At 56.5% G+C, this 20,630-nt stretch carries 21 protein-coding genes, 3 pseudogenes and 1 riboswitch; of the genes and pseudogenes, 12 read left to right on the forward strand and 12 right to left on the reverse strand.

Annotated elements, in window-relative coordinates; genetic code table 11:
• From IQ273_RS09360 to IQ273_RS09370, 3 genes and pseudogenes are all read left to right on the forward strand, one after another.
• Positions 1 to 468 (forward strand): annotated as a pseudogene (locus IQ273_RS09360) (TPM domain-containing protein); the annotation flags it as partial.
• A gap of 169 nt (positions 469 to 637) precedes the next feature.
• Positions 638 to 2,956, forward strand: coding sequence for a SulP family inorganic anion transporter (locus IQ273_RS09365; protein WP_228052645.1), 2,319 nt, complete (start codon positions 638 to 640; stop codon positions 2,954 to 2,956).
• A gap of 76 nt (positions 2,957 to 3,032) precedes the next feature.
• A complete protein-coding gene (locus IQ273_RS09370; protein ID WP_194022908.1) occupies positions 3,033 to 5,006 on the forward strand; it encodes a SulP family inorganic anion transporter in 1,974 nt (657 codons plus the stop codon).
• Between the two features lie 12 nt (positions 5,007 to 5,018).
• Here IQ273_RS09370 and IQ273_RS09375 read toward each other — a convergent pair whose 3' ends face one another.
• From IQ273_RS09375 to IQ273_RS09405, 7 genes are all read right to left on the reverse strand, one after another.
• A complete protein-coding gene (locus IQ273_RS09375) occupies positions 5,019 to 6,215 on the reverse strand; it encodes an MFS transporter (RefSeq protein WP_194022909.1) in 1,197 nt (398 codons plus the stop codon).
• Between the two features lie 214 nt (positions 6,216 to 6,429).
• Complete coding sequence (locus IQ273_RS09380) at positions 6,430 to 6,771, reverse strand: DUF5615 family PIN-like protein (protein WP_194022910.1); 342 nt, start codon at positions 6,769 to 6,771, stop codon at positions 6,430 to 6,432.
• 2 nt (positions 6,772 to 6,773) lie between these two features.
• A complete protein-coding gene (locus IQ273_RS09385; RefSeq protein ID WP_194022911.1) occupies positions 6,774 to 7,100 on the reverse strand; it encodes a DUF433 domain-containing protein in 327 nt (108 codons plus the stop codon).
• Positions 7,101 to 7,312: 212 nt separating this feature from the next.
• On the reverse strand, positions 7,313 to 8,146 hold the full coding sequence (locus IQ273_RS09390; protein ID WP_194022912.1) for a PhzF family phenazine biosynthesis protein: 834 nt from the start codon (positions 8,144 to 8,146) through the stop codon (positions 7,313 to 7,315).
• A gap of 80 nt (positions 8,147 to 8,226) precedes the next feature.
• Positions 8,227 to 8,727, reverse strand: a complete 501-nt coding sequence (locus IQ273_RS09395; protein ID WP_194022913.1) for a GNAT family N-acetyltransferase — start codon at positions 8,725 to 8,727, stop codon at positions 8,227 to 8,229.
• A gap of 192 nt (positions 8,728 to 8,919) precedes the next feature.
• On the reverse strand, positions 8,920 to 9,774 hold the full coding sequence (locus IQ273_RS09400; protein ID WP_194022914.1) for an RMD1 family protein: 855 nt from the start codon (positions 9,772 to 9,774) through the stop codon (positions 8,920 to 8,922).
• A 113-nt stretch (positions 9,775 to 9,887) separates the two neighbouring features.
• Positions 9,888 to 10,568 carry a hypothetical protein gene (locus IQ273_RS09405; protein WP_194022915.1) on the reverse strand — a complete coding sequence of 227 codons (681 nt, stop codon included), beginning with the start codon at positions 10,566 to 10,568 and terminating at the stop codon, positions 9,888 to 9,890.
• Positions 10,569 to 10,764: 196 nt separating this feature from the next.
• Here IQ273_RS09405 and IQ273_RS09410 point away from each other — a divergent pair, with 196 nt between their 5' ends.
• The 4 genes from IQ273_RS09410 to IQ273_RS09425 are packed head-to-tail and all read left to right on the forward strand — an operon-like array spanning position 10,765 to position 12,787.
• The gene (locus tag IQ273_RS09410; protein ID WP_194022916.1) at positions 10,765 to 12,129 is read left to right on the forward strand and encodes a GH1 family beta-glucosidase; all 1,365 of its coding nucleotides are present in this window, start codon (positions 10,765 to 10,767) and stop codon (positions 12,127 to 12,129) included.
• Positions 12,130 to 12,187: 58 nt separating this feature from the next.
• Positions 12,188 to 12,439 carry a type II toxin-antitoxin system Phd/YefM family antitoxin gene (locus IQ273_RS09415; RefSeq protein WP_194022917.1) on the forward strand — a complete coding sequence of 84 codons (252 nt, stop codon included), beginning with the start codon at positions 12,188 to 12,190 and terminating at the stop codon, positions 12,437 to 12,439.
• Complete coding sequence (locus tag IQ273_RS09420; protein WP_194022918.1) at positions 12,436 to 12,690, forward strand: Txe/YoeB family addiction module toxin; 255 nt, start codon at positions 12,436 to 12,438, stop codon at positions 12,688 to 12,690. Before IQ273_RS09415 ends, IQ273_RS09420 begins: the two co-directional genes overlap by 4 nt.
• A complete protein-coding gene (locus IQ273_RS09425; RefSeq protein WP_194022919.1) occupies positions 12,650 to 12,787 on the forward strand; it encodes a hypothetical protein in 138 nt (45 codons plus the stop codon). Before IQ273_RS09420 ends, IQ273_RS09425 begins: the two co-directional genes overlap by 41 nt.
• Here IQ273_RS09425 and IQ273_RS09430 read toward each other — a convergent pair.
• From IQ273_RS09430 to IQ273_RS35350, 5 genes and pseudogenes are all read right to left on the reverse strand, one after another.
• Positions 12,784 to 13,776, reverse strand: coding sequence for a glutathione S-transferase family protein (locus IQ273_RS09430; RefSeq protein WP_228052647.1), 993 nt, complete (start codon positions 13,774 to 13,776; stop codon positions 12,784 to 12,786). The genes IQ273_RS09425 and IQ273_RS09430 overlap by 4 nt on opposite strands.
• A 41-nt stretch (positions 13,777 to 13,817) precedes the next feature.
• Positions 13,818 to 13,973, reverse strand: a complete 156-nt coding sequence (locus IQ273_RS09435; protein ID WP_194022920.1) for a hypothetical protein — start codon at positions 13,971 to 13,973, stop codon at positions 13,818 to 13,820.
• Positions 13,963 to 14,259 carry a hypothetical protein gene (locus IQ273_RS09440; protein WP_194022921.1) on the reverse strand — a complete coding sequence of 99 codons (297 nt, stop codon included), beginning with the start codon at positions 14,257 to 14,259 and terminating at the stop codon, positions 13,963 to 13,965. Before IQ273_RS09440 ends, IQ273_RS09435 begins: the two co-directional genes overlap by 11 nt.
• A 107-nt stretch (positions 14,260 to 14,366) precedes the next feature.
• A pseudogene (locus tag IQ273_RS35345) lies at positions 14,367 to 14,606 on the reverse strand (hypothetical protein); the annotation flags it as partial.
• Positions 14,607 to 14,697: 91 nt separating this feature from the next.
• Entirely contained in the window at positions 14,698 to 14,925 is a 228-nt protein-coding gene (locus IQ273_RS35350; RefSeq protein ID WP_313898062.1) for a hypothetical protein, read from the reverse strand.
• 97 nt (positions 14,926 to 15,022) lie between these two features.
• Here IQ273_RS35350 and IQ273_RS35720 point away from each other — a divergent pair.
• The 5 genes and pseudogenes from IQ273_RS35720 to IQ273_RS09465 form a co-directional block, all read left to right on the forward strand.
• Positions 15,023 to 15,460, forward strand: a pseudogene (locus IQ273_RS35720) (leucine-rich repeat domain-containing protein); the annotation flags it as partial.
• A 12-nt stretch (positions 15,461 to 15,472) separates the two neighbouring features.
• Positions 15,473 to 18,190: a COR domain-containing protein gene (locus tag IQ273_RS09450; RefSeq protein ID WP_397197443.1), complete on the forward strand. Its 2,718-nt coding sequence runs from the start codon at positions 15,473 to 15,475 to the stop codon at positions 18,188 to 18,190.
• Positions 18,191 to 18,250: 60 nt separating this feature from the next.
• Positions 18,251 to 18,487 (forward strand): hypothetical protein, encoded by a 237-nt coding sequence (locus IQ273_RS09455; RefSeq protein WP_194022923.1) that lies wholly within the window; start codon positions 18,251 to 18,253, stop codon positions 18,485 to 18,487.
• 177 nt (positions 18,488 to 18,664) lie between these two features.
• Entirely contained in the window at positions 18,665 to 18,748 is an 84-nt protein-coding gene (locus IQ273_RS35725) for a type II toxin-antitoxin system RelE/ParE family toxin (protein ID WP_397197445.1), read from the forward strand.
• A gap of 36 nt (positions 18,749 to 18,784) precedes the next feature.
• A riboswitch (TPP riboswitch) is annotated at positions 18,785 to 18,880 on the forward strand.
• A gap of 121 nt (positions 18,881 to 19,001) precedes the next feature.
• A complete protein-coding gene (locus tag IQ273_RS09465; RefSeq protein ID WP_194022924.1) occupies positions 19,002 to 20,516 on the forward strand; it encodes a sodium:solute symporter family transporter in 1,515 nt (504 codons plus the stop codon).
• Positions 20,517 to 20,630 lie beyond the last annotated feature (114 nt).

A 20,630-nucleotide genomic window follows, 5' to 3' on the forward strand; every position in this document is an offset into this window, starting at 1 on the left:
GTCGGGGCCTTTTCGGGCCTCTTTGCCTTGGGGCATTGGCGGCGCTACCGCCAGCGCCAATGCCCCAAGTGCCAAGTTGCTATGGAGCGCCTCGACGAACAGGCCGACGATCGCTACCTCAATGCCGGTCAGCGCACCGAAGAGTCGATCAAGTCGGTCGACTACGACGTTTGGCTCTGCCGCAGCTGCGGGCACCACGCCATTTTGAATTACAACAGCTTTGGATCGGGCTATCAGAAATGCCCCGGCTGCCACCACAAGACCATGACGGTGACCAGCCGCACCGTCATGGCCCCTACCTACGACCACACCGGCAGGGCTGAGGTGAGCGAGGCCTGCCAGTTCTGCGATCGCACCCACCATTACACCCGCACGCTCCCCCGGAGAACTCCCCCCAGTTCTAACAGCGGCTCTGGCGGCGGCGGCGGTGGGCGTTCCTCCGGCGGCGGCGCATCGGGAAGTTGGTAAGCGCGATCGCGGGTTTGGCGATCTGAGCAAAAGTGTTTGTAAGGCTACATTCTTGGGATTACCTTGTGGGGTAGTGAATAGGTAGGACTTGCTGGCTATAGGTTCGGTTTTCGCCTCTTTGTGGTGAATTACGGCGGCTAGCATTCTGCCTTCCATTCTTTAACCCGCCATGATGCAATCGTTGCTCAATCGCCCCTCATCAACGCTGGTGCTGCAGCAATTGCAGGCGGGATTGCAGCCCCAGGTTCTGCTGTCGAGTACGGCGGCGGGGCTGGTCACCGGCATTATTGGCGTCATTCGAGCGATTTCCTACGCCAGCCTGATTTTTTCGGGGGCGCTGGCTGTGCATTTGCCCACAGGGCTGGGCATGACCGTCGTCAGTACCGCTATTACGATTTTGGTGGTGGCGCTGACCAGCACCCTACCCGGCATTATTGCCACCCCCCTGGCGGCTCCAACGACCATTCTGGCGATTATGGCCGCTGCGATCGCCAGCGAGCTGATGGCTGCCCCATCAGCCGATGTCTTGGCGACCGTGATGGTGGCGATCGCGCTCAGCGCCCTGCTGACAGGGGCGATGCTGCTAGCGCTGGGGCTGCTGCGCCAGGGAGAGCGGATTCGGTTTGTGCCCTACCCGGTGATTGGCGGCTTTATGGCCGGTACCGGCTGGCTATTGACCAAAGGCTTTTTTCAGGTCTCTACCGACACCCCGCTGTCCTGGTCGGCTCTGCCCGAGTTAGGTCAGCCGGTCATGCTGGCGCGCTGGTTGCCGGGGCTGGGGTTTGCGATCGCGCTCCTGCTGGCGACCCGCCTGTGGAAGCCGTTTTGGGTGATGCCCCTGACGCTGCTGGTCTGTGCAGCCAGCTTTTTCGCGTGTTTAGGCGTTGCCCATATTCCTTTAGAGCAGGCGCGGGCTGCGGGCTGGCTGCTGGGGCCGTTCCCCGAGAGTCGGCAGCTCTGGCAGCCCATTACCCCAGCCATGCTGCCCCAGGTGCACTGGATCGCGATCGCTCATCAAACCAGCAGTCTGCTGACGGTGATGTTCGTCAGTTTGCTATCGCTATTGCTGAGCAACAGCAGTATTGAGCTGGTGGTGGGGCGCGATCTTAACCTCAGTAGCGAAATGAAAGCGGTAGGGTGGGCCAACCTGGCCTCAGGGTTGAGCGGCGGCATGGCGGGTAACCAGGCGCTGCCCAGCACCCTGCTGGTCCACGACATTGGTGGCAACTACCGACTCACCGGCCTGATCGCGATCATACCTTCGGTAGCGGTGCTGGCGCTGGGGTCGTCGTTTTTGTCTTACTTACCTAAGGCGCTGTTGGGTAGTTTGCTGCTGTACCTGGGCCTGTCGCTGCTGTGGCAGTGGCTGTATCAGGCCTACTTTAAGCTGCCCCTGAGCGACTACCTGACGGTGTGGGCCACCCTAATTTTGATTGATGCCGTGGGGTTTTTGCAGGGCATTGCGGTGGGCTTTGTGATCACCGTGGTGCTGTTTATGGTGCGCTACAGCCAGGTCGATGTGGCAAAGCAGGTGTTTTCGGGCACCACCAGCCGCAGCAATGTGGGGCGCAGCAGTGCAGAAGAAGCCATCTTGACCCAAAAAGGCAGCCAGATCTATGCCCTGGAGTTGCAGGGTTTTTTGTTCTTTGGCACCGCCAATTATTTGCTGACGAAGGTGCGCGATCGCACCCTGGCCCCCACCGAGCCGCTCGAAAAAATCGCTGAACCCGATCGCCCTACTGAGCCGCTGCGCTACGCTGTCATCGACTTTCGCCAGGTCAGCGGGCTCGATTCGTCGGCGGTGCTAACCTTTAACAAAATTCTCAAGCTGGCCAATAAGTACGACTTTACCCTGGTGCTCACCAACCTGTTGCCGGGGTTGGCCACCGCTTTAGAGCGAGGCCAGGGGCTCGATTTAAGCAGTCAACGCTGCCAGGTATTCCCTGACTTAGACCGGGGTTTAGAGTGGTGTGAAGGTCAGATATTGGGCCAAACCTCGTGCCCCATTCCAGACCAAACCTGGGGCCAGAATGCTCAGTCCGAAGCCAGCGCCCCCGCCCTGGTGAGCCATCTTACCCAGCTGTTTCTGACCGCAGAGCAGGCTGAGCGGTTTATGACCTACCTGGCCCCCCAGGCACTCCCGGCTGGGTACGCCATTTTTAAGCCTGGCGAGCAGCGCCCCGAGCTGTACTTCATTGAGTCAGGTCAGGTCAGCGTACTGCTAGAGCTAGACGATGGCCGTACGAAACGATTGCAGACCTGCTCAGCGGGCCATCTGCTGGGAGAAATGCGCTTTTTTGATAAAACGCCTCTCTCTAGTTCAGTGGTCACCGATACTCCCAGTCAGGTCTATGCCCTCTCGCAAGCGGCCTTTGGGCGGATGCAGCAGCAGGCCCCCGACCTGGTGCAGGCGCTACAGCGGCACATCGTCGAAATTCTCTGTCAGGGCCTGATTCGCCGGGGCGAGCAGCTCCGCATTATGCAGTAATGCTCTATTTCATCTGGGCGATCGCAGGTTTGCCCCAGTCTTGCCGCCGAGTTCACCGTTTCTACCCGTACCAATGATGTTCAAGCTTCTCCCCGTTTCCCTACAGGGGCCGCCAGCGGCATCAGCCCTCAGCGCTGAACTGCACCCCGAACGGCTGATTCCTAGCCTAATTGCGGGGGGCATTACCGGCATGATTGGCGTCATTCGGGCGATTTCCTACGCAGCGCTAATTTTTTCGGGTCCGCTCGCCAGCGAGCTGAATATTGGGGTGGGTATGGCGATCGGCAGCTCGGCGCTAATTAGCGTGGTCGTGGCCTTGACCAGCACCCTGCCAGGGATGATTGCCACGCCCCTGGCCGCTCCAACGGTTGTACTGACGGTATTGGCGGCGGGCATTGCCCAGCAACTGGTCCTGGCTGACCCCCAAGCCAGGGTTTTGACGGTGGTGGCGGCCATTACTCTGGGCTCGTTGCTTACCGGGCTAGTGCTGTGGGGACTAGGGCAGCTGCGCTGGGGCCGAGGCATGGAGTTTTTGCCCTACCCGGTGGTGGGCGGCTTTATGGCCGGTACGGGGCTGCTGCTGGTGCGGGGGGCCTTTACGGTAATGACTGGCGAAGACCTGACTCTGGGCCACATTCCCCGGTTGTGCCAAGGGATGCAGTGTTTGCACTGGCTGGCGGGGTTAGCGATCGCAGCCGTACTGCTGTGGGCGACTAAACGCGTTCACCACTACCTGGTAATGCCGGGGGTGCTGGCGCTGGCAACGCTGGTTTTCTATGGCACAATCTGGGCCACCCACCTGCCGATCGCGGTCGTCAGAGCCCAGGGCTGGCTGCTGGGGCCGTTTCCCCAGGGCAGTCTGTGGCATCCGCTCACGATGGGCAGGCTCTCTCAGGTGCAGTGGGGGGCGATCGCGCAGTCGAGCCCTATGCTGGGGCTGCTGGTGTTTGTGAGTTTGCTCTCGCTGGTGCTGACTAACGGCAGTATCGAACTGGCCGTCGAGAAAGACCTAGACCTGAACCAGGAGCTGAAGGCGATCGGGCTGGCGAACCTGGTGGCGGGGTTGGGCAGCACCATGGCTGGCAATCAGGCGTTGCCCAGCACGCTGTTGGCGCATCGGCTGGGGGCGGCCAATCGCCTGACGGGGATATTTAAAGCGCTGCCCTGCGTGCTGGTGCTGGGGCTAGGGCCGACGTTTTTAGACTATTTTCCGAAGCCAATTTTAGGTAGTTTGCTGCTGTTTTTGGGGCTAGATTTGCTGTGGCAGTGGCTCTACGGAGCCTGGTTTAAGCTGCCGCCAGTAGACTACGCCATCATTTGGGTCACGCTAATTGCGATCAATACCGCTGGGTTTATTCCGGGAATTGGGCTGGGGTTTGCCCTGGCGGCGGCCCAGTTTTTGGTACAGTGCAGCCGCCTAAACACAGTGGTTGATATGGGGGGCATTAAAGGGCAGGGCAAGGCTGGCCTAGAGAGTAATCTCACTGCAGATCAGCACATCCTAGGTTCGATGCACCCCTACAGCAAAGATGAGACCGCCGCGATTGCTCCTACCGTTGCAGGCGATGCGTTGACAAATACCCTGAGCCGCAACATCGATGCTATTGACACGGTGCAATTGCAGGGATTTTTGTTTTTTGGCACGGCAAAAAGTCTGTGCCAGCAGTTGTGCGATCGCATTCTGCACCGCGATCCAGACTCTCCCCCGTTGCAGTACCTGATTCTCAATTTTCAGCCGGTGATGGGCCTAGACTGCTCCGCTGCCATGAGCCTAAAGAAAGTAGCGAAACTGGCCCAAAAGCACGGCTGTACGCTGGTGTTTTGCCACTTGGCAGATCCCTACGAACGGCTCTTGCAAAAAAGCCAGACCCTGAGCCTGGCTGGTGGCCACGTTTTGCCGAACTACCTCACAGCCGTTAGCTGGTGCGAGACTCAGCGGCAAACCGTCGCTGCTGCCCAAACCTTAGCCACCTGTAGAAATCTCCCGCAAGATGCGGCGGAGTCGCCAACGGTTGAGCTAGGGATCGCCAAGGGCAGCGGCTTGGTCTAGGAGAGCAACCCTCTAGCCCACGCGGCGCGGGCGGCGGTTGCGGATTTGGCTTTGCTGGAGCCACAGCACAGCGACAAAGGTTGCCAGCACCAGCGGCCAGCTAATCTGGTTTAGCACCATCCAGTCGAAGCGATCGAACACCCGCCCCGAGAGCAGGGTCATCAGCGCCACAAAGCTAAACACCACAAAGTCGTGGGCGGCCTGTACTTTGCCTTTTTCGGTGGGGGTATGGGTTTCGGTCAGCAGCGTGGTCGAGCCGACATACATAAAATTCCAGCCAATGCCGAGCAGCAAAAGCGCGATCGCAAAGTGCCAAAAACTCGTGCCCGCCAGGTTTAGCCCCATGCAGCCCAGCGCCATCACCGCCCCGGCTTGAATAATGCTCAACACCCCCAGCCGCTGAATCAGCCAGCCCGTTACCAGCGAGGGGGCAAACATGCCAAACACGTGCCACTGAATCACCGATGCGGTTTGGCCAAACGAATGCTGCTCGGCGGCCATAGCCAGGGGCGTTGTCGTCATCACAAAGACCATAATGCCGTAGCTGACGGTGCTACCCAGGGCCGCCACCAAAAAGCGGGGTTGACGCATGATCTGCCCCAGTGGTCGGGTATCGAGGGCCTGGTGATGGTTACTAACCGGGGGAATGTGCAACCCGAGCAGTAGGACACTGGTCACCACCTGTAGGGCCAGCACCGCCACCATCGCGCCGATATACAGCTCGCTATTGAACCAGCCCTGCGACCCCGTGGCTAGCCACGGACCCAGAACAGCGGCAATAATGCCCCCCGCAATTACCCAGGAAATCGCCTGCGATCGCCAGGCCTCATCGGCGACATCGGCGGCGGCAAACCGGTAGTAGCCCACGAAACTATTGGCGACCCCCAAGAACCCCATCGCTATGGTAAACAGCCAAAAGTGCGCGATCGCCAAACTGTAAATGGCGATGCCCGCCCCAATAACGCCTACCAGCGTACCTACCAAAAAGCCGCTGCGCCGCCCAAAGCGCTGCATCAGCAGCGAAGCCGGTACAGTGGTGGCCATAGTGGCGATTTGGCGCACCGCCAGGGGCAGGGTAGCCAGGGCTTTGTCGGTGGCCAGGGCATAACCAATCAGCGCCGCTGTCGTAATTAAGACGGTGTTGGTGGTCATGGCCAATGCCTGACAAAGAGCCAGCAGGGCAACCTGAGATCTCGCAGAAGTTGTCATCAAGGCAGCTTGGAAAAACCTGAGCCTACCATGGCAGCCCAGTTTGAACGATGCAAACCGTGCATAGCCGCTATCGATAAATGATCGCTCATCAGATGCTCTCACTCGCCCTGTTCCACTCTGATTTCAAGAGCTTTTGCGGCTACATTGACGAGCCCAACAGCTCATTTATGAAAAAAGCCCGTAGCGACAGCCCAGATGTCTTAGCAACAGTTCAGAGATTGGGGCGATTCACGCGAATCAGTTTTCCGGCCAACGTTCCCGCTTCGAGAATCGTTTGATGTACTCGATTGGCGAGCCCGTGGCGATCGGTGTCTTCGGTACAAACGATAATGCCGATGTGATCAGAATTTTGCTTATGCAGCCGAATGAAGTCGCCTCGGTTCACGGTTAACACAGCCCGACTTTGACTGATAGCGAAAGCCAACACCGTTTCATCAGGGATTCGTTTGTTTCCTTGCCCTGCTTCTTGAACGGTCAGAACGTCATGTCCTAGGCCTTTGAGCAGTCGGCTGACTTGGCGAGGAAATCCCTCATCGGCGTAGAGTCGAGCCATGCTTAGGCTGCCGCTTGCCGTTGCAGGGCAGCTTCAATTTCGGCTTTGTGGGTGCTGGCGTAGAGCCAGGCGTTGGTCAGATCTGCGGCGGTGAGGTCGGGATAGTCTTCTAATAAAAAGGCTTCGGTTGCGCCCTGCTGACGAAGGCTGACTAGAAGCCAGACAGGGATGCGGGTTTGGCGAATGCAGGCATCGCCGCCCATAACACCGGGGGTTTTCTCAATGCCGACCCAGGTACCGCTGAGGCTTGAGACCAGCAGTTGAATGGCCTGGGCTTTCTCTTGGGGCGACAGCGCCAGCAGTTCGGTTTGGAGTTGATCGAGGGTCATGATTGTTGGCTCCACACCGTCAGATTGTAAAAGATGCTAGCTAAGACCAACAAATGCAGGTTGGGTAGCGCGATCGCAGAACCCACCAAGACAGTAGCTCTGGCGGTGCGGCGGGGATATTGGCTTCATCAGGGGCCGGGTGCCTGGGGAGATAGCAATAGTGGCCTATCCACTGGCCAAAGGCACCCGGTCCCTAGAGTCACACGCTAGCCCTAGCTCTCCATCAAGCGAGCGGTGCCCGACACTCGAATCGAGCTGCCGGGGGTGGGCGAAATTTCGGCTCGCAGGCGCGATCGCATCCCCATATCTTCACCTTGAGTAATCGCGATCGCGCCACCGTGGGGCCAGTCGAGATCGCGCAGGTACCCGGCTAGCGCTGCCGTTGCCGCCCCGGTCGCCGGGTCTTCGTACACGCCGCCCGATGCAAACGGGTTGCGGGTGTGAAACTGCTGGGGTGTCTCAGCGTAGACCCAGCAAATGGTCACTAAACCCTCGCGGTTCATCAGGTCGCGACCAGCGGCCAGGTCGTAGTGCATGGCGCTGAGGGCGGCGCGGGTTTTGAGCCCCAAAACCAGGTGATCGGCACCGCCGTGGGCCAAAGCAGGCGGCAGCTTGGGGTCGAGGTCGGCCTCGCTATAGCCAAACAGGTCGAGCACGTCGGCCACGAGCTGAGGGGCGGCGACGGCACTACGGGTTGGCGGTGATTGCAGCGCAGCAGACATGATGCCGCGATCGCGGCGGCCCTCCACCGTAATTTCGGCTGCGTTGAGAATGAGCGGAAAAACGCCATCGCCCCGTTGAAGGGCCAGAGCCGCCCCTAGGGCGATCGTGGCGTGGCCGCAAAAGGGCACCTCAGACTCGGGCGAAAAGTAGCGCACCCGCCAGCCAGAGCCAGCCGGGGCCGCAAACGCCGTTTCTGAAAAGCCGACCTCTGCTGCAATCTGCCGCATCTCGGCTTCGCTGGGGTGGGCTTCAGCAATTAGCACGCCCGCCGGGTTGCCGCCGCTATCGCCATCGGAAAACGCCGCAATTTTGAGCAAATCCATAGGCGTACCCCTGAGTCCTACAGACTTGATTTTGACACGACCTGTCGTCAGCGCCAGCCCTATGCGATCGGCGCTAGCGATCACGGCAGCCGGTAGAGATCTACCTCAGAACCGTACAGAGTCGTTGTTCTGTTGTATGTCATACCCAGTTTTTTCAGGATGTTGACTGACGCTGTGTTGGCGGGTTCAACAATGCCGAGGATATAGGGTAAATGCAGTTGATTTAACCCGTACTGAACAGCAGCTTTGGCAGCTTCTGTAGCTAGCCCCTGCCCCCAAAAAGCAGGAGCGAGGCGATAGCCAACCTCCGGTTCATCCACACCGTCGATGTGCTCTAAAATAATGCCGCAGTAGCCAATCAGCTGATGATTATCTTTGAAAACAACGGCCCACTTGCCAAACCCCTGCCTTTGATATGAATCAATAAACTCTTCAATTTTTGTCTGGGTCTCTGCCGTCGATAAAATGCCCTGAGGCGAAAATTGCATTACCCTTGGGTCGCCAAGTATGAGTGCAAGTTTCTGCACATCCTCTAGGGCGAAATCTCTCAAGATTAAGCGCTCGGTTTCTAACCAAACCATTGAGTTTTCTCCGGTTGAGTATCTTCGAACTGAGCACGGCTTCCAGCACAAACAGATTCCAGCAGGCTGAAAAATTTAGTCGCTTGCTGCCATACCACCTATTGTGGGGCCTTAATGATGATGTCTGTACTCCAGCCGCTTATCAGCGCCAGTCACCATGACAGCAATGTCCCGATTTGGTTTGCTATCCTGCTATCGCGTCCAGAGTTCATAAATGACCAGTGCAATCTCAATCACAATCAAAATCGTAATGTACCACTCTACCCGGTGACTGCTGTTGCGCTGCAAGAGATTTAGCGAGGTTTCTACCGTCCTAGAAATTAGCTCCAGCTTTTTCTCCAAAATGACCAATCGCTCCCTTAGCTCATATTCATCTTCAAGCCGAAGATACAGGCGATCGAGCGTCGGGTCATCCCAAACCGGGTCTGGCTTTTCGCCCACTTCAACAATGCCAAACATCTTTTGCTGAATTAGCAGGGTGCCGCCAATGTAGTTGAGCAGGTCTTCCTCTTTTGGCGATCGCCTATTCTTACCCTGAGTACCAATGGTAAACGGCTTGATTGATTGAAAGATGTCGGCAATCTCGACCTCGTAATAGTTCAAAACAACACTCTTGCCCAGCGCTTCGGCCACAATTTGCAATCGCTCAGCGCTGTAATCTTGCAGCCAGAGTACATTACCCTCTAAACGCTCTTTGGCCTGGGGTCGAAAGGCGATCGACAGTTCTTCTGAGAGGGTTGACTCAATGGGTTCAACAATGTGAGGCCGCAGCATGTCTAGCAGGGCATTTTCCTCATCGGCACTGAGGTCAAATGTGATAATGACGCCATAGCGCAGTAGTACGGCACAGCCTGTAGCACCGGCTCGAATAATGAGTGGGTTTGTTGCCAGTAGCGCTGTCCGGTCTAAGGTTTTGAGAGACAGGCGCTCACCTACAATGCTGGCTCGGGCCAGGATAGTTTCTTTACTAGCCCAGTCCAGATGAGCGGTCGGTATTAGGGTTTGGGAGTCGGTAGTTTTAGTCAAACTATTGTCGGTAGAAGTCATGAAAATGCTGGTTTCTAGTAATTGGTTTAGCAGCTATAGCGATCGCCAGAGCGGATGGCTGATAATTAAATTGTGCCTTGCCAGTGTCTCCGCGTCTTTTGACATCCCCAAAATTATCCTGGCGACGTACTTGTAAGGGTTTGGTGGGTTGTGAGTTCTAGCGGTGCACTCTGCAATCGCTTACTCATGAGCAACTGCTGATACAGGGGCCGCCAGTGCCAGAGCACGTTGGCCAAAGCTTCCCAAAGAGTTAGCCAGCCAAACACGGTCACCCCCTGACCGAGCAACAACAAACCAATGCCGGTATCGGTAGTGGCTTGACGAGCGTCTAAAAAAACCGATAGCCCTAGCGAGCCAGCCCCCAACAGCCCTAGCAAAATGGCATCGCTAACCAGTTTTTGTAAATCCTGACGGCGCACCTCTTCTAGATAGGAAAAGTAGCGCTGAATCGCCGTTTGCATGATGTCAGCAGAGCCCCCAGAGACCAGCTGATCGTCAAAGTCAGTCATGAGGTTGATGTTCAGCAGCAGAGATTCGTCGCCCAATTCAGCTAAACGGGCAAACAGGTAATCGATAAAATCTTTGTTGAGATTGAGCACGGTTGCGTTTTGGTCATCGAGTTCGTTGCCAAAGTTTTTCGGAAATCCCTCAAAGGGCATGAGTAGCGCTGTCGGCGAGCTAAGCTGCAGGCGCACAACGACGTGACCATCGGGCGATCGCGTGTAGCTGTCAGCGAGCTGCTTTTCTCTCACCGTTCTACGGCGGGGCGGAAATAATCGAAAAACTCGTTTCACAGGCGCATCAACAGAGGAGGCAAAGGTATAGCTTAAGAGCCATGGCCCTGATTGTGTCCCAGAAGCAGGGCTGCCGCAAGCAGAACCTTGAGTATCACACAGAGCATATTCCCCCGGTACCGCAACACAGCTTAGGCTTTGCAAAGCAGCCCTCCGTTGAGTACCGTGACAGACGCAGGCATTGTAGGACGAGGTCATGGTCTACGCATTTTCGGCGGGGTTTCAGTGGGGGGTTGCCACCTCGTCGTACCAAATCGAGGGCGCTGCCGACGATCGCGGCCCCAGCGTGTGGGATGTGTTTAGCCAAACCCCAGGCCGCGTGCTGAACGGCGACACGGGGGCGATCGCCTGCGACCACGTCCACCGCTACCGCGACGACATCGCCCTGATGGCGGAGCTGGGGGTGCGCCACTACCGCTTTAGCATCTCCTGGCCCCGCATTTTGCCCCAGGGGCGCGGTGCGGTGAATGATGCGGGGCTAGCCTTTTACAGCGAGCTGGTCGATACCCTGCTGGAGTTTGGCATTACCCCCCACGCCACCCTGTTTCACTGGGATAGCCCCCAGGCGCTCGAAGACGAGTACGGCTCGTGGCGCAGTCGCCAGATGGCGCAAGACTTTGCCGACTATGCAGCGGTAGTGGTCAAGCACCTGGGCGATCGCGTCACCCACTGGATGACCCTGAACGAAATCTTCTGCTTTACCCACCTCGGCTACGGCGTCGGCGACGTGCCCGAAATGGCCCCCGGCACCGTGGTCAAAACTGCTAAGGAGGTTTGGCAAACCTCTCACCACGCCCTGCTGGCCCATGGGCTGGGCTGTCAAGTCATTCGCGCTGCCTCGCCCCAGCCCTGTCAGGTCTCGCTAGTCGATAACTACCTAGCCACCGTTCCCCTCACCGACACGCTGGGCGATATTGCTGCGGCTCAGGCTGCCTTCCCGCTGGCGGGCACCAACGGCGGCATTCTCTATCCGGCGCTAACAGGCGAGTACAGCTCCAAACTGCTCGACGACCTAGGCGAGAATGCCCCCGATATTCAACCCGGCGACCTGGAGGTGATTCATCAGCCACTCGATTCGCTGGGTTTTAATGTCTATACCGGCGTCTATGTACGGGCCGCCGACAATGACCGGGGCTTTGAAATGCTGCCCTTTCCCCAGGGCTACCCACGGATGCACATGCCCTGGCTGCACGTCATGCCCGACAGCCTCTACTGGGGGGTTCGGCACATTAGCGATACGCTGCAACGCCCCGAGCTGCGCATGTTCATCAGCGAAAACGGCTGCGCGGCCCAGGATGAGCTGACATCCAGTGGTGAAGTGCTCGACCTCGATCGCATTCAATATCTGCAACAGTACCTGCGATCGGCCCACCGCGCCGTGCAGGAGGGCTACCCGCTGATGGGCTATTTCCTCTGGAGCTTTTTGGATAACTTTGAGTGGGCTTACGGGCGCGATCGCCGCTTTGGCATTACCTACGTCGACTTCGCCACCCAGCAGCGCATTCCCAAAGCCAGCTATCAGTGGTATACCCGCTGTGTGGAAGAAAATCGAGTGGTGTAGTTCAAAGAGAATGCGTACAATTATTGGTACATGTACTTTTTTGGAGTTCACTAGGCGAATGGACACCATTACTTACACGGCTCTGCGCAGCAATCTAGCTAAGACCATGGAGCAGGTCTGCGACGACCATGCTCCAGTCACCATTACCCGCAGCAACGCTCGTCCTGTCGTGATGCTGTCGCTGGAAGACTATCAAGCCCTGGCAGAAACAGCCTATTTGCTCCGCAGCCCAAAGAATGCCAAGCGCTTGCTAGAGTCTGTAGTGGAACTTGAATCTGGCGGCGGGCAAGCGCAGGAGATGCTGGAGTGAGGCTGATTTTCTCTGCCAACGCCTGGGAAGATTACCTCTATTGGCAAAAAAGCGACCGCAAAGTCCTCAACCGCATCAATACTTTGATCAAAGATATTCAGCGCCAGCCCTTTGAAGGCGTTGGCAAACCAGAACCGCTCAAACACGGTCTCTCTGGCTATTGGTCCAGGCGCATTACCGACGAACACCGCATGGTTTATAAAGTTGACGATGACTCAGTGCTCATCGCTCAACTGCGATATCACTACTGACCGCAATGGCGGCCTGCTGAACCGCAACAAGACCGCCAAGACCGCCAAGACCGCCTACTACCGCCTCCAGGGGTTAAGAAAAGCCTGGAGCATTTAGCCTCGGGCGCTGCCAGCGGTGAGGCTGAAACGCTTGGCGCGATCGCTCGGCTCCTCAAAGTCGATCACCGGCCCTAGGGGCACAATCTGGTGCGGGTTTACGCCGGGGTGGCTCATGTAGTAGTGGCGCTTGATGTGCTCCATATTGCAGGTATTTTTGAAGGCGGGCTGCTGATACAGATCGCGCAGATAGCCCCACAGGTTCGGGTAGTCAATAATGCGGCGCAAGTTGCACTTAAAGTGCACGTAGTAGACCGCATCGAACCGATAGAGGGTGGTGAACATGCAGATGTCGGCTTCGGTGATGCGATCGCCGCACAGGTAGCGCTGCTTACCCAGCACCCCTTCCCAATGGTCGAGGGCGTCGAACAGATCGGTCACCGCTTCTTCGTAGGCTCCCTGCTTGGTGGCGAACCCGGCCCGGTATACGCCATTGTTGATTGGCTGATAGATGGCGTCGATGGCGTCGTCAACTTTGGTCTGGAGCTGGTCGGGATACAGGTCAACGTCGTTGGTGGCAATGTCGTTCCACTCGGTGTCGAGCATGCGAATAATTTCGCTCGACTCGTTATTGACGATGGTTTCGGTCTGCTTATCCCACAGAATAGGCACCGTCACCCGACCCGAGATATCGGGCTTGGCTTTGGTATAAATCTCACGCAGGTACTTCGCCCCATTCACGGTATCTGGGATTGTGCCGGGGTAGTCGCTAAAGAACCAGCCATCGTCACCCATATACGGGTCAACAATAGAAAGCGAAATCGCCTCGGTGAGGCCCTTCAGCTCGCGCATAATCAGCGTGCGGTTGGCCCAGGGGCAGGCTAGAGAAACATACAGGTGGTAGCGACCCGCCTCTGGCTTAAAGTCGCTGCTGCCATCGGCCTTGGTCCAATGGTGAAAGTCGGTTTCGGGCCGCACAAAGCGTCCCTGCTTATCTTCCTGGTCGCGCTTTTGCTGCCACTGGCCGTTGACGAGTAAGCCCAGTCCCATGGGGTCTCCTTTATTTTTCTTCACATTTTTCTAGCTCTAGCCTACCGCTTCCCGCCCAGGCCGTCCTCTGGCTGGCGAAAGAATCCTCCCAGAAAGCTTAGCAACGGGTTTTGAGGTATAAAGATCAACGCTGATCGCAGCAGGGTGACGGAGCGAGTGGGGTCAGCATTGCCGCTGCCCAATTCACTATTTGCCAAACAGACGCGTTGCACCTTCTACCAAAATCTCGGCTTTATCGAGCAAACTCCCAAAAATAACAACTGTGGCGGCAGCAATGATGACGGTGCGCGAGATGGCCAGGTTATCTTTCGACAACTGCAAGAAACGCTCTTCCCATTTGTCGGTGCGCTCATCCAGCCGCTGAACATCGGTGTCGAGCTTTTGCTCTAGTCGATCGACGCTGGCATCCAGCCTTTGCTCTAAACGTTCCAGGCGCTCAAGCACTTCGCTTTGAAAATCTCTGGGTTCTGGCGTTGCGGTCATGGCGCACCTTGGGTATCTAGAGAGGCCAGTTCTTGCGCAAGGGCAGCTTGGTTGAGTAAGGGTTCTCCACTGGCAACAATTTGGCTACGAAGACTACGAAGGCGATCGCCTAGGGATTCTTCTACTTCTTCAAGGGGGCGGGTCTGCTCAGCATCAACCGCTTCAAGCCCCTGCTGAATGCCAGCAATGGTTTCTAGTTGGTCGATTAGCTGCTGAATCTTGACAGGGTCAACGCTGCCTGGCTGAAGAAAGGTGACTAGCACCTGGGCGCGATCGCTGACTCCCTCGGGCAGCTCTGAGAGTTGAATCTGCCCATCTTGGTACATGCCCTCAACGGTTTTCAGCATAGGGTTCCTTGAGTAGGCCAAGTTGTCTTGATTGTAGCTTTGACGCTGGGGTGATGCAGCTACCCGAGACCCCAGGGTTCTAGGCCAATCGCTAAGGGTGATGCTGCGCCAAAGCAGAACCCTGGGGTCTGGATGTCGCGGTTTCTGGCATCGCCGGATACCCTTGAACAAAGCTCTTTTTGTCGCCAATGCCTATGTCGTCTTCATCGCGCGGTTTTCTCGCTAGCCCGGAGGGGTTGAAGCTGCTACAGGCGGCGAAGGCGGAGCGGGGGTGGACGTTTGCGGCGATCGCCCAGCAGGCGGGGGGGAGTGCCGACACGGTGAGCCGGTTGTTTCACCCGGAGCGGGGGAAGCGGGTGAGCGGGGCGAGTATTGCCGTCATTACTAAAGCACTGAAGTTGCAGCCAAAGGCTGTTGTGCCCGCCAGGCAATTGCCCAACCCCGAGGCAGAGGCAGAACACCGAGTTCAATCAGCTCTAGAAAGTGGTACCACTAAGCTTGATTTATCGGGTTTAGAACTAACATCCGTACCAGAAAGTATAACTAAACTCTCTAATCTAACTTGGCTTAACCTCTCCCAAAATCGACTGACGACAGTGCCACATGAATTAGGCCGACTCGCTAATCTGACACAACTTTTCCTCGACCGCAATCAATTAATCACGATCTCAGATAGCCTAGAGCAGGCAACCGAACTATCGGTATTACATCTGGATAACAATCAATTAACGACGCTTCCAAATAACCTAAGCCGACTAGTTAATCTATCGGTATTACATTTGAACAACAATCAATTAACGACGCTCCCAGATGACCTAGGCCGGCTGGCCAATTTATCAAGACTTTCTCTTTCTCAGAACCAGTTAATTGATGTTCCGAAAACCTTAGGTAAACTCGCCAATTTGACCTGGCTTTATCTTAACCAAAATCAATTAAAAACGATGCCAGTAGAATTAGGAAAGTTGGCCAATTTGACGAAGCTTTACCTCCACCTCAATCAACTGACGACGATTCCCGATAGCCTGGGGCAACTCGCCAGTCTGACAGAGCTTCACCTCTCCCGCAATCAACTGACGGCAATTCCCGATAGCCTGGGGCAACTAGCCAATTTGACAAAGCTTTACCTCCACCATAATCAACTGACGACGATTCCTGATAGCCTGGGGCAACTCGCCAATCTGACAGAGCTTCACCTCTCCCACAATCAACTAACGGCAATTCCCAATAGCCTGGGGCAACTAGTTAATCTGACAGAGCTTCACCTCTCTAGCAATCAACTGACGGTGATCCCCGAAAGCCTAGGGAAACTCGCTAATTTAACGTGGCTTTCCCTCTCTAGCAATCAACTGACGGCGATCCCTGATAGCCTCAGCAATCTCGCTAATTTGATTGAGCTTTACCTCGACGAAAATCAACTTAAAGCGATCCCGATATTTGTTGAAAAATTAACTAAGCTTGAACGACTAGATATAACTCACAGTGGACTGTCAGATTTACCTGAATTTTTATCGAATCTCTCAAATCTAAAAGCACTTTTACTGCACGGGAATAAAAAATTAGGGCTTTCCGATGAAATCCTTGGTTCTACTGATAAAGAGGTAAACAGCGGAGGGATCGCTGCCAATCCAAAAGATATTCTCAACTATTATTTTCGGGTGTTGGTTAATCTTCAGCCCCTCAATGAAGCCAAACTTATTCTGGTTGGTTTTGGTACCGTAGGCAAAACCTCTTTAGCCAATCGGCTGATTCACGGAAATTTTGATCCTAAATCTGCCAAAACTGAGGGCATTCAAATTACTCAATGGCCAGTCACCCTCAACAATTCTGAAGACATAAAGCTCCACGTATGGGATTTTGGTGGCCAAGAGATTATGCACTCTACCCACCAGTTCTTTCTCACCGAGCGCAGTCTTTATCTGCTGGTGCTCAACGGTCGTCAGGGCCACGAAGACGCCGATGCCGAGTACTGGCTCGAACTCATCCAGAGCTTTGGCGGCGACTCCCCCGTTCTCGTCGTGCTTAACAAAATCAAAGAGCACCCCTTCGATGTCAACCGGGGGGCGTTGCAGCAGAAATTTCCCAACATTCGTGAGTTCATCGCTACCGATTGCGAAATCAGCCAGGGCATAGACCACCTCCGCGCTGCCATCGAGCGTGAAACCGATGCCTTAGAGCACCTGCGCGATCCCTTCCCCGCCAGTTGGGTGGTGATCAAAAACAAGCTGTCCGAGATGGCCGACAACTACATCTCCTTTGAGCAGTACCGGGCTATTTGCCAAACCGATGGCGAAACCGATTATGGGGCGCAAGACTCCCTCGCCGTCCACCTCCACAGCCTCGGCATTGCCCTCAACTACAAAGACGACCCCCGCCTGCGCGACACCCACGTGCTCAACCCCCACTGGGTCACCAGCGGTATTTACACCCTGCTCAACGCCGACGAACTCGCCCACACCAAAGGCGAACTCGAAGCCGCCTGCCTTGCCCGCAATTTAGACGCCCAAAACTACCCCGCCGAGCGTCACGGCTTTTTGCTAGAGCTGATGCGCAAATTTGAGCTGTGCTTTCGCTTTCAAGACGACGAACACCGCTACCTGATCCCCGATCTGCTCGACAAGCAGCAGCCCGCCGCCGCCGCCGAGTTTGACCCCGCCCAGTGCCTCAACTTTCGCTACGAGTACCCGATTTTGCCCGAGGGGTTGCTGCCCCGCTTCATTGTGCGGACTCATGTGCTGAGCGAGCACCAGTTGCGCTGGCGCACCGGGGTAATTTTGCAGTTTGAGGGCGATCGCGCCCTGGTCAAAGCCGACCCCCAAGACCGCTGCGTTTCTATCAGCGTCGATGGGCCAGCGGCCAGTCGGCGCAGGCTGCTGGCGGTGATTCGCTCCGACTTTGAGCGTATCCACCGCAGCTTTAAGTTCAAGCCCAAAGAGCTGGTGCCCGTGCCGGGGCATCCCAACACTGCCCTGCCCTACCAAGACCTAATCGTCATGGAAGCAAGCCGCCTGACGGAGTTTCCCCAGGTGATCGATGGCCAGGTGGTGCGGCTCAACATTCGCGATTTGCTCAATGGGGTAGATTTGGAGGGCACCCGCCAACCCACCACCGCCATGGATCGCCACAGCCAAGCCCTGCGCCTCTTCTTCAGCTATTCCCATAAAGATGACCTCCTGCGCGAACAGCTAGAGACCCACCTGAAGTTGCTGCAACGGCAGGGGCTCATTCAGCCCTGGCACGATCGCAGAATTCTCCCCGGCGACGACTGGGCAGGCGATATCGACGACAACCTCAACCGAGCCGACATCATTTTGCTGCTGGTAAGCGCCGACTTCATCGCCTCCGACTACTGCTACGACAACGAGATGACCCGCGCCATGGAGCGCCACGAGAGCGGCGAGGCCCGCGTCATTCCGATCATTCTGCGCCCGGTTGACTGGCGGGGGACACCTTTTAACAAGCTTAGCTGGCTACCGCAGAACGGGGAACCGGTGGTGCAGTGGGAAAACCGCGATGCGGCTTGGCTGAATGTCGAAACAGGCATAAAGCGGGTGGTCGAGTCGCTGCGGGGCGATAAGCGACTGTAGTATCGAGGGCCGATTCGCTACGATAAGAGGGTCTTCACCGAACGACTTTCTAGGCAAGCTATGACTACTTTGCCGCTCACCGACCCTGTCAGCTTAGACATTCCGCCGCTGCCGCGCCCGGCGCTGGATGAGCTGTATCACTTTTTGCAGTATTTGCAATTTAAGTACGGTGCCGATTTAGAGCCTATCCTAGAGGCGATCGAAGACGAAATTGACGGCTTTGATGCCGATGTAGCCCTACAGGAATCGGGCGAAATTTCCTTAGGTAGCCTCAAGCAAGAGCTTGGCTTACAGTGAGCTACGAAATTCTGCTCAAGCCCGCTGCCCAACGGCAACTGAAGAAACTGCCAGGGGCTGTGCAACGAGAATTGGTTGCACTCATCGAGCGGTTTATCGCAAGACCCCAGACCACCAGGCTACAAGAAACTCAAGGGACGGCAGAGCCAATATCGAGTGCGTTTAGGCGATTACCGGGTGATCTACAGCATTGAGGAAATGGCTTTGATGATCAGGATCATCAAGGTCGGGCATCGGCGCGATATTTACGAAGAGCCATAACGAACTGCGATCGCAGCGAACACCAGTGGTAGGATGCTATCAAGCTAGGGGTGTCCGAGCAATCGGGCTGAGATCATACCCTCGGAACCTGACCTGGTTAATGCCAGCGGAGGAAAGCGTTGATTGAGTTTACGAGCCGGTGCGGCTCGGCCTCACTGGTAACGTATTCTACGAGTCGTCTGTTCTGCGGTTTCCTGTTCTCTAAGGCAGCCGCCTCTAGCAACCACCCAACCCTAACGAGGTGAGTTGTGATATGACGCTTAGTGCAACGGCGATCGCCGTCACCTTGATTACCGTGGCCAGCTTTACGCTGATTGGGCTGCTCCAGGCCAGCCGCCGCGCGATTAGCCTGGAAGACTATATGGTCAGCCGCAACAGCGTGGGCACCCCGATGGCCCTGGCGACCATTGTGGCCTCGGCCATGGGCGCTTGGATTTTGTTTAGCCCGCCGGAAGTGGGGGCCACCAGCGGCATTGCAGGTATTGTGGGCTACTGCATTGGCCAGGCCACCCCAGCGGCGCTGTTTGCCTTTATGGGCACGCGGATGCGGTTTCTCATGCCCAAGGGCCACTCGCTGAACGAGTACGTGCTGCACCGCTTTGGCCAGGCCATGTACCGGCTGACGCTGGGCATTGTGGTGTTTTATATGTTTGTGTATTTGGCGGCGGAGCTGACGGCGATCGCAAAAGCGGTCGAGCTAATGGCGGGCGTGCCCCTCTGGCTCACCGCTTTGCTGGTGATGGTAGCGGTGTTTGCTTACACCCTAGTGGGTGGGCTGGCGGCAACCATTTTTACCGACGCGATTCAGTTTGTGGTGATTGTGCCGCTGCTGCTGCTGAGCTTTGGCATTGCGGTATTTGCTCTGGGCGGCTGGGGGAGCGCGATCGCACCCGTTACCCAGACCGCTCCAGAGCTGCTGACGCTCGCCAACGGCCCCGGCATCAAGTTTGGGGCCACCCTATTTATTGCGGTGATCGCCGCCGAAATGTTTAACCAGACCAACTGGCAGCGAATCTACGCCTGCAAGACCGATCAGGTGGTACGGCGATCGTTTCTGGGTTCGTTTCTGGTGATTTTGCCCATGCTGCTGATTGCGGGGCTGCTGGGCATTGTGGCCATGCACTTTGGCTTCAACGACGATCGCGCCTTTTTCTCGCTGATTCAGGCGCTGGCGCTACCGAGCTGGGTGAGTATGGCGGTGCTGGTGCTGGTGCTGGCCCTGGTGATGAGCAGTCTGGATTCTCTACTCAACGGTATTGCCAGCGTGTTTACCACCGACCTGCTGCGGATGTTTCCGGCCAAATCTACCAGCGGGATTCTGAAAATCACCCGGCTGCTGACAGTGGCGGTGGGGTTCCCCGCCATCCTGATCGCGGCAAGAGGCTACAACGTGCTGTACCTGTTTTTGCTGGCGGATTTGGTCTGTGCGGGGGCGCTGTTTCCGGTGCTGTTTGGCCTCTATTCGCGGCGGCTGACGGGCACGATGGCGTTTTGGAGTGCGGTGGCTGCGATCGCATCCGGTGCCCTGTTCTTTCCCCGGCCCGACTTTAGCCCCTGGAATAGTCTGCCCTTTGCAGGCGATCTGCTGGTCAGCTTTGCCGCTCCGATTGTGGTTTCAACGCTGGTTTGTCTGGTCTGGATCCAGCTCAATGCCCAGGGTGGCAAGACAAAGGCGTTTGACTTTGGCATTCTCAGCCGCGACATCCGCGCCTACGGGGAGAGCGAGGAGACGGCCGTGCAGGGGTTGCCGAATGAGGCCCCTAATTAGAGGCTAAAAGCACATTGATTTGGTGGGCAGTGCCCACACTATGAGGTCTAGCCTCCTTGAGAACTAAATAAGCGCACGGTCAAAAATTACCGTGCGCTTAGAACCTAACCTGAC

This window comes from Nodosilinea sp. LEGE 07298 (assembly GCF_015207265.1).
Classification (GTDB): domain Bacteria; phylum Cyanobacteriota; class Cyanobacteriia; order Phormidesmidales; family Phormidesmidaceae; genus Nodosilinea.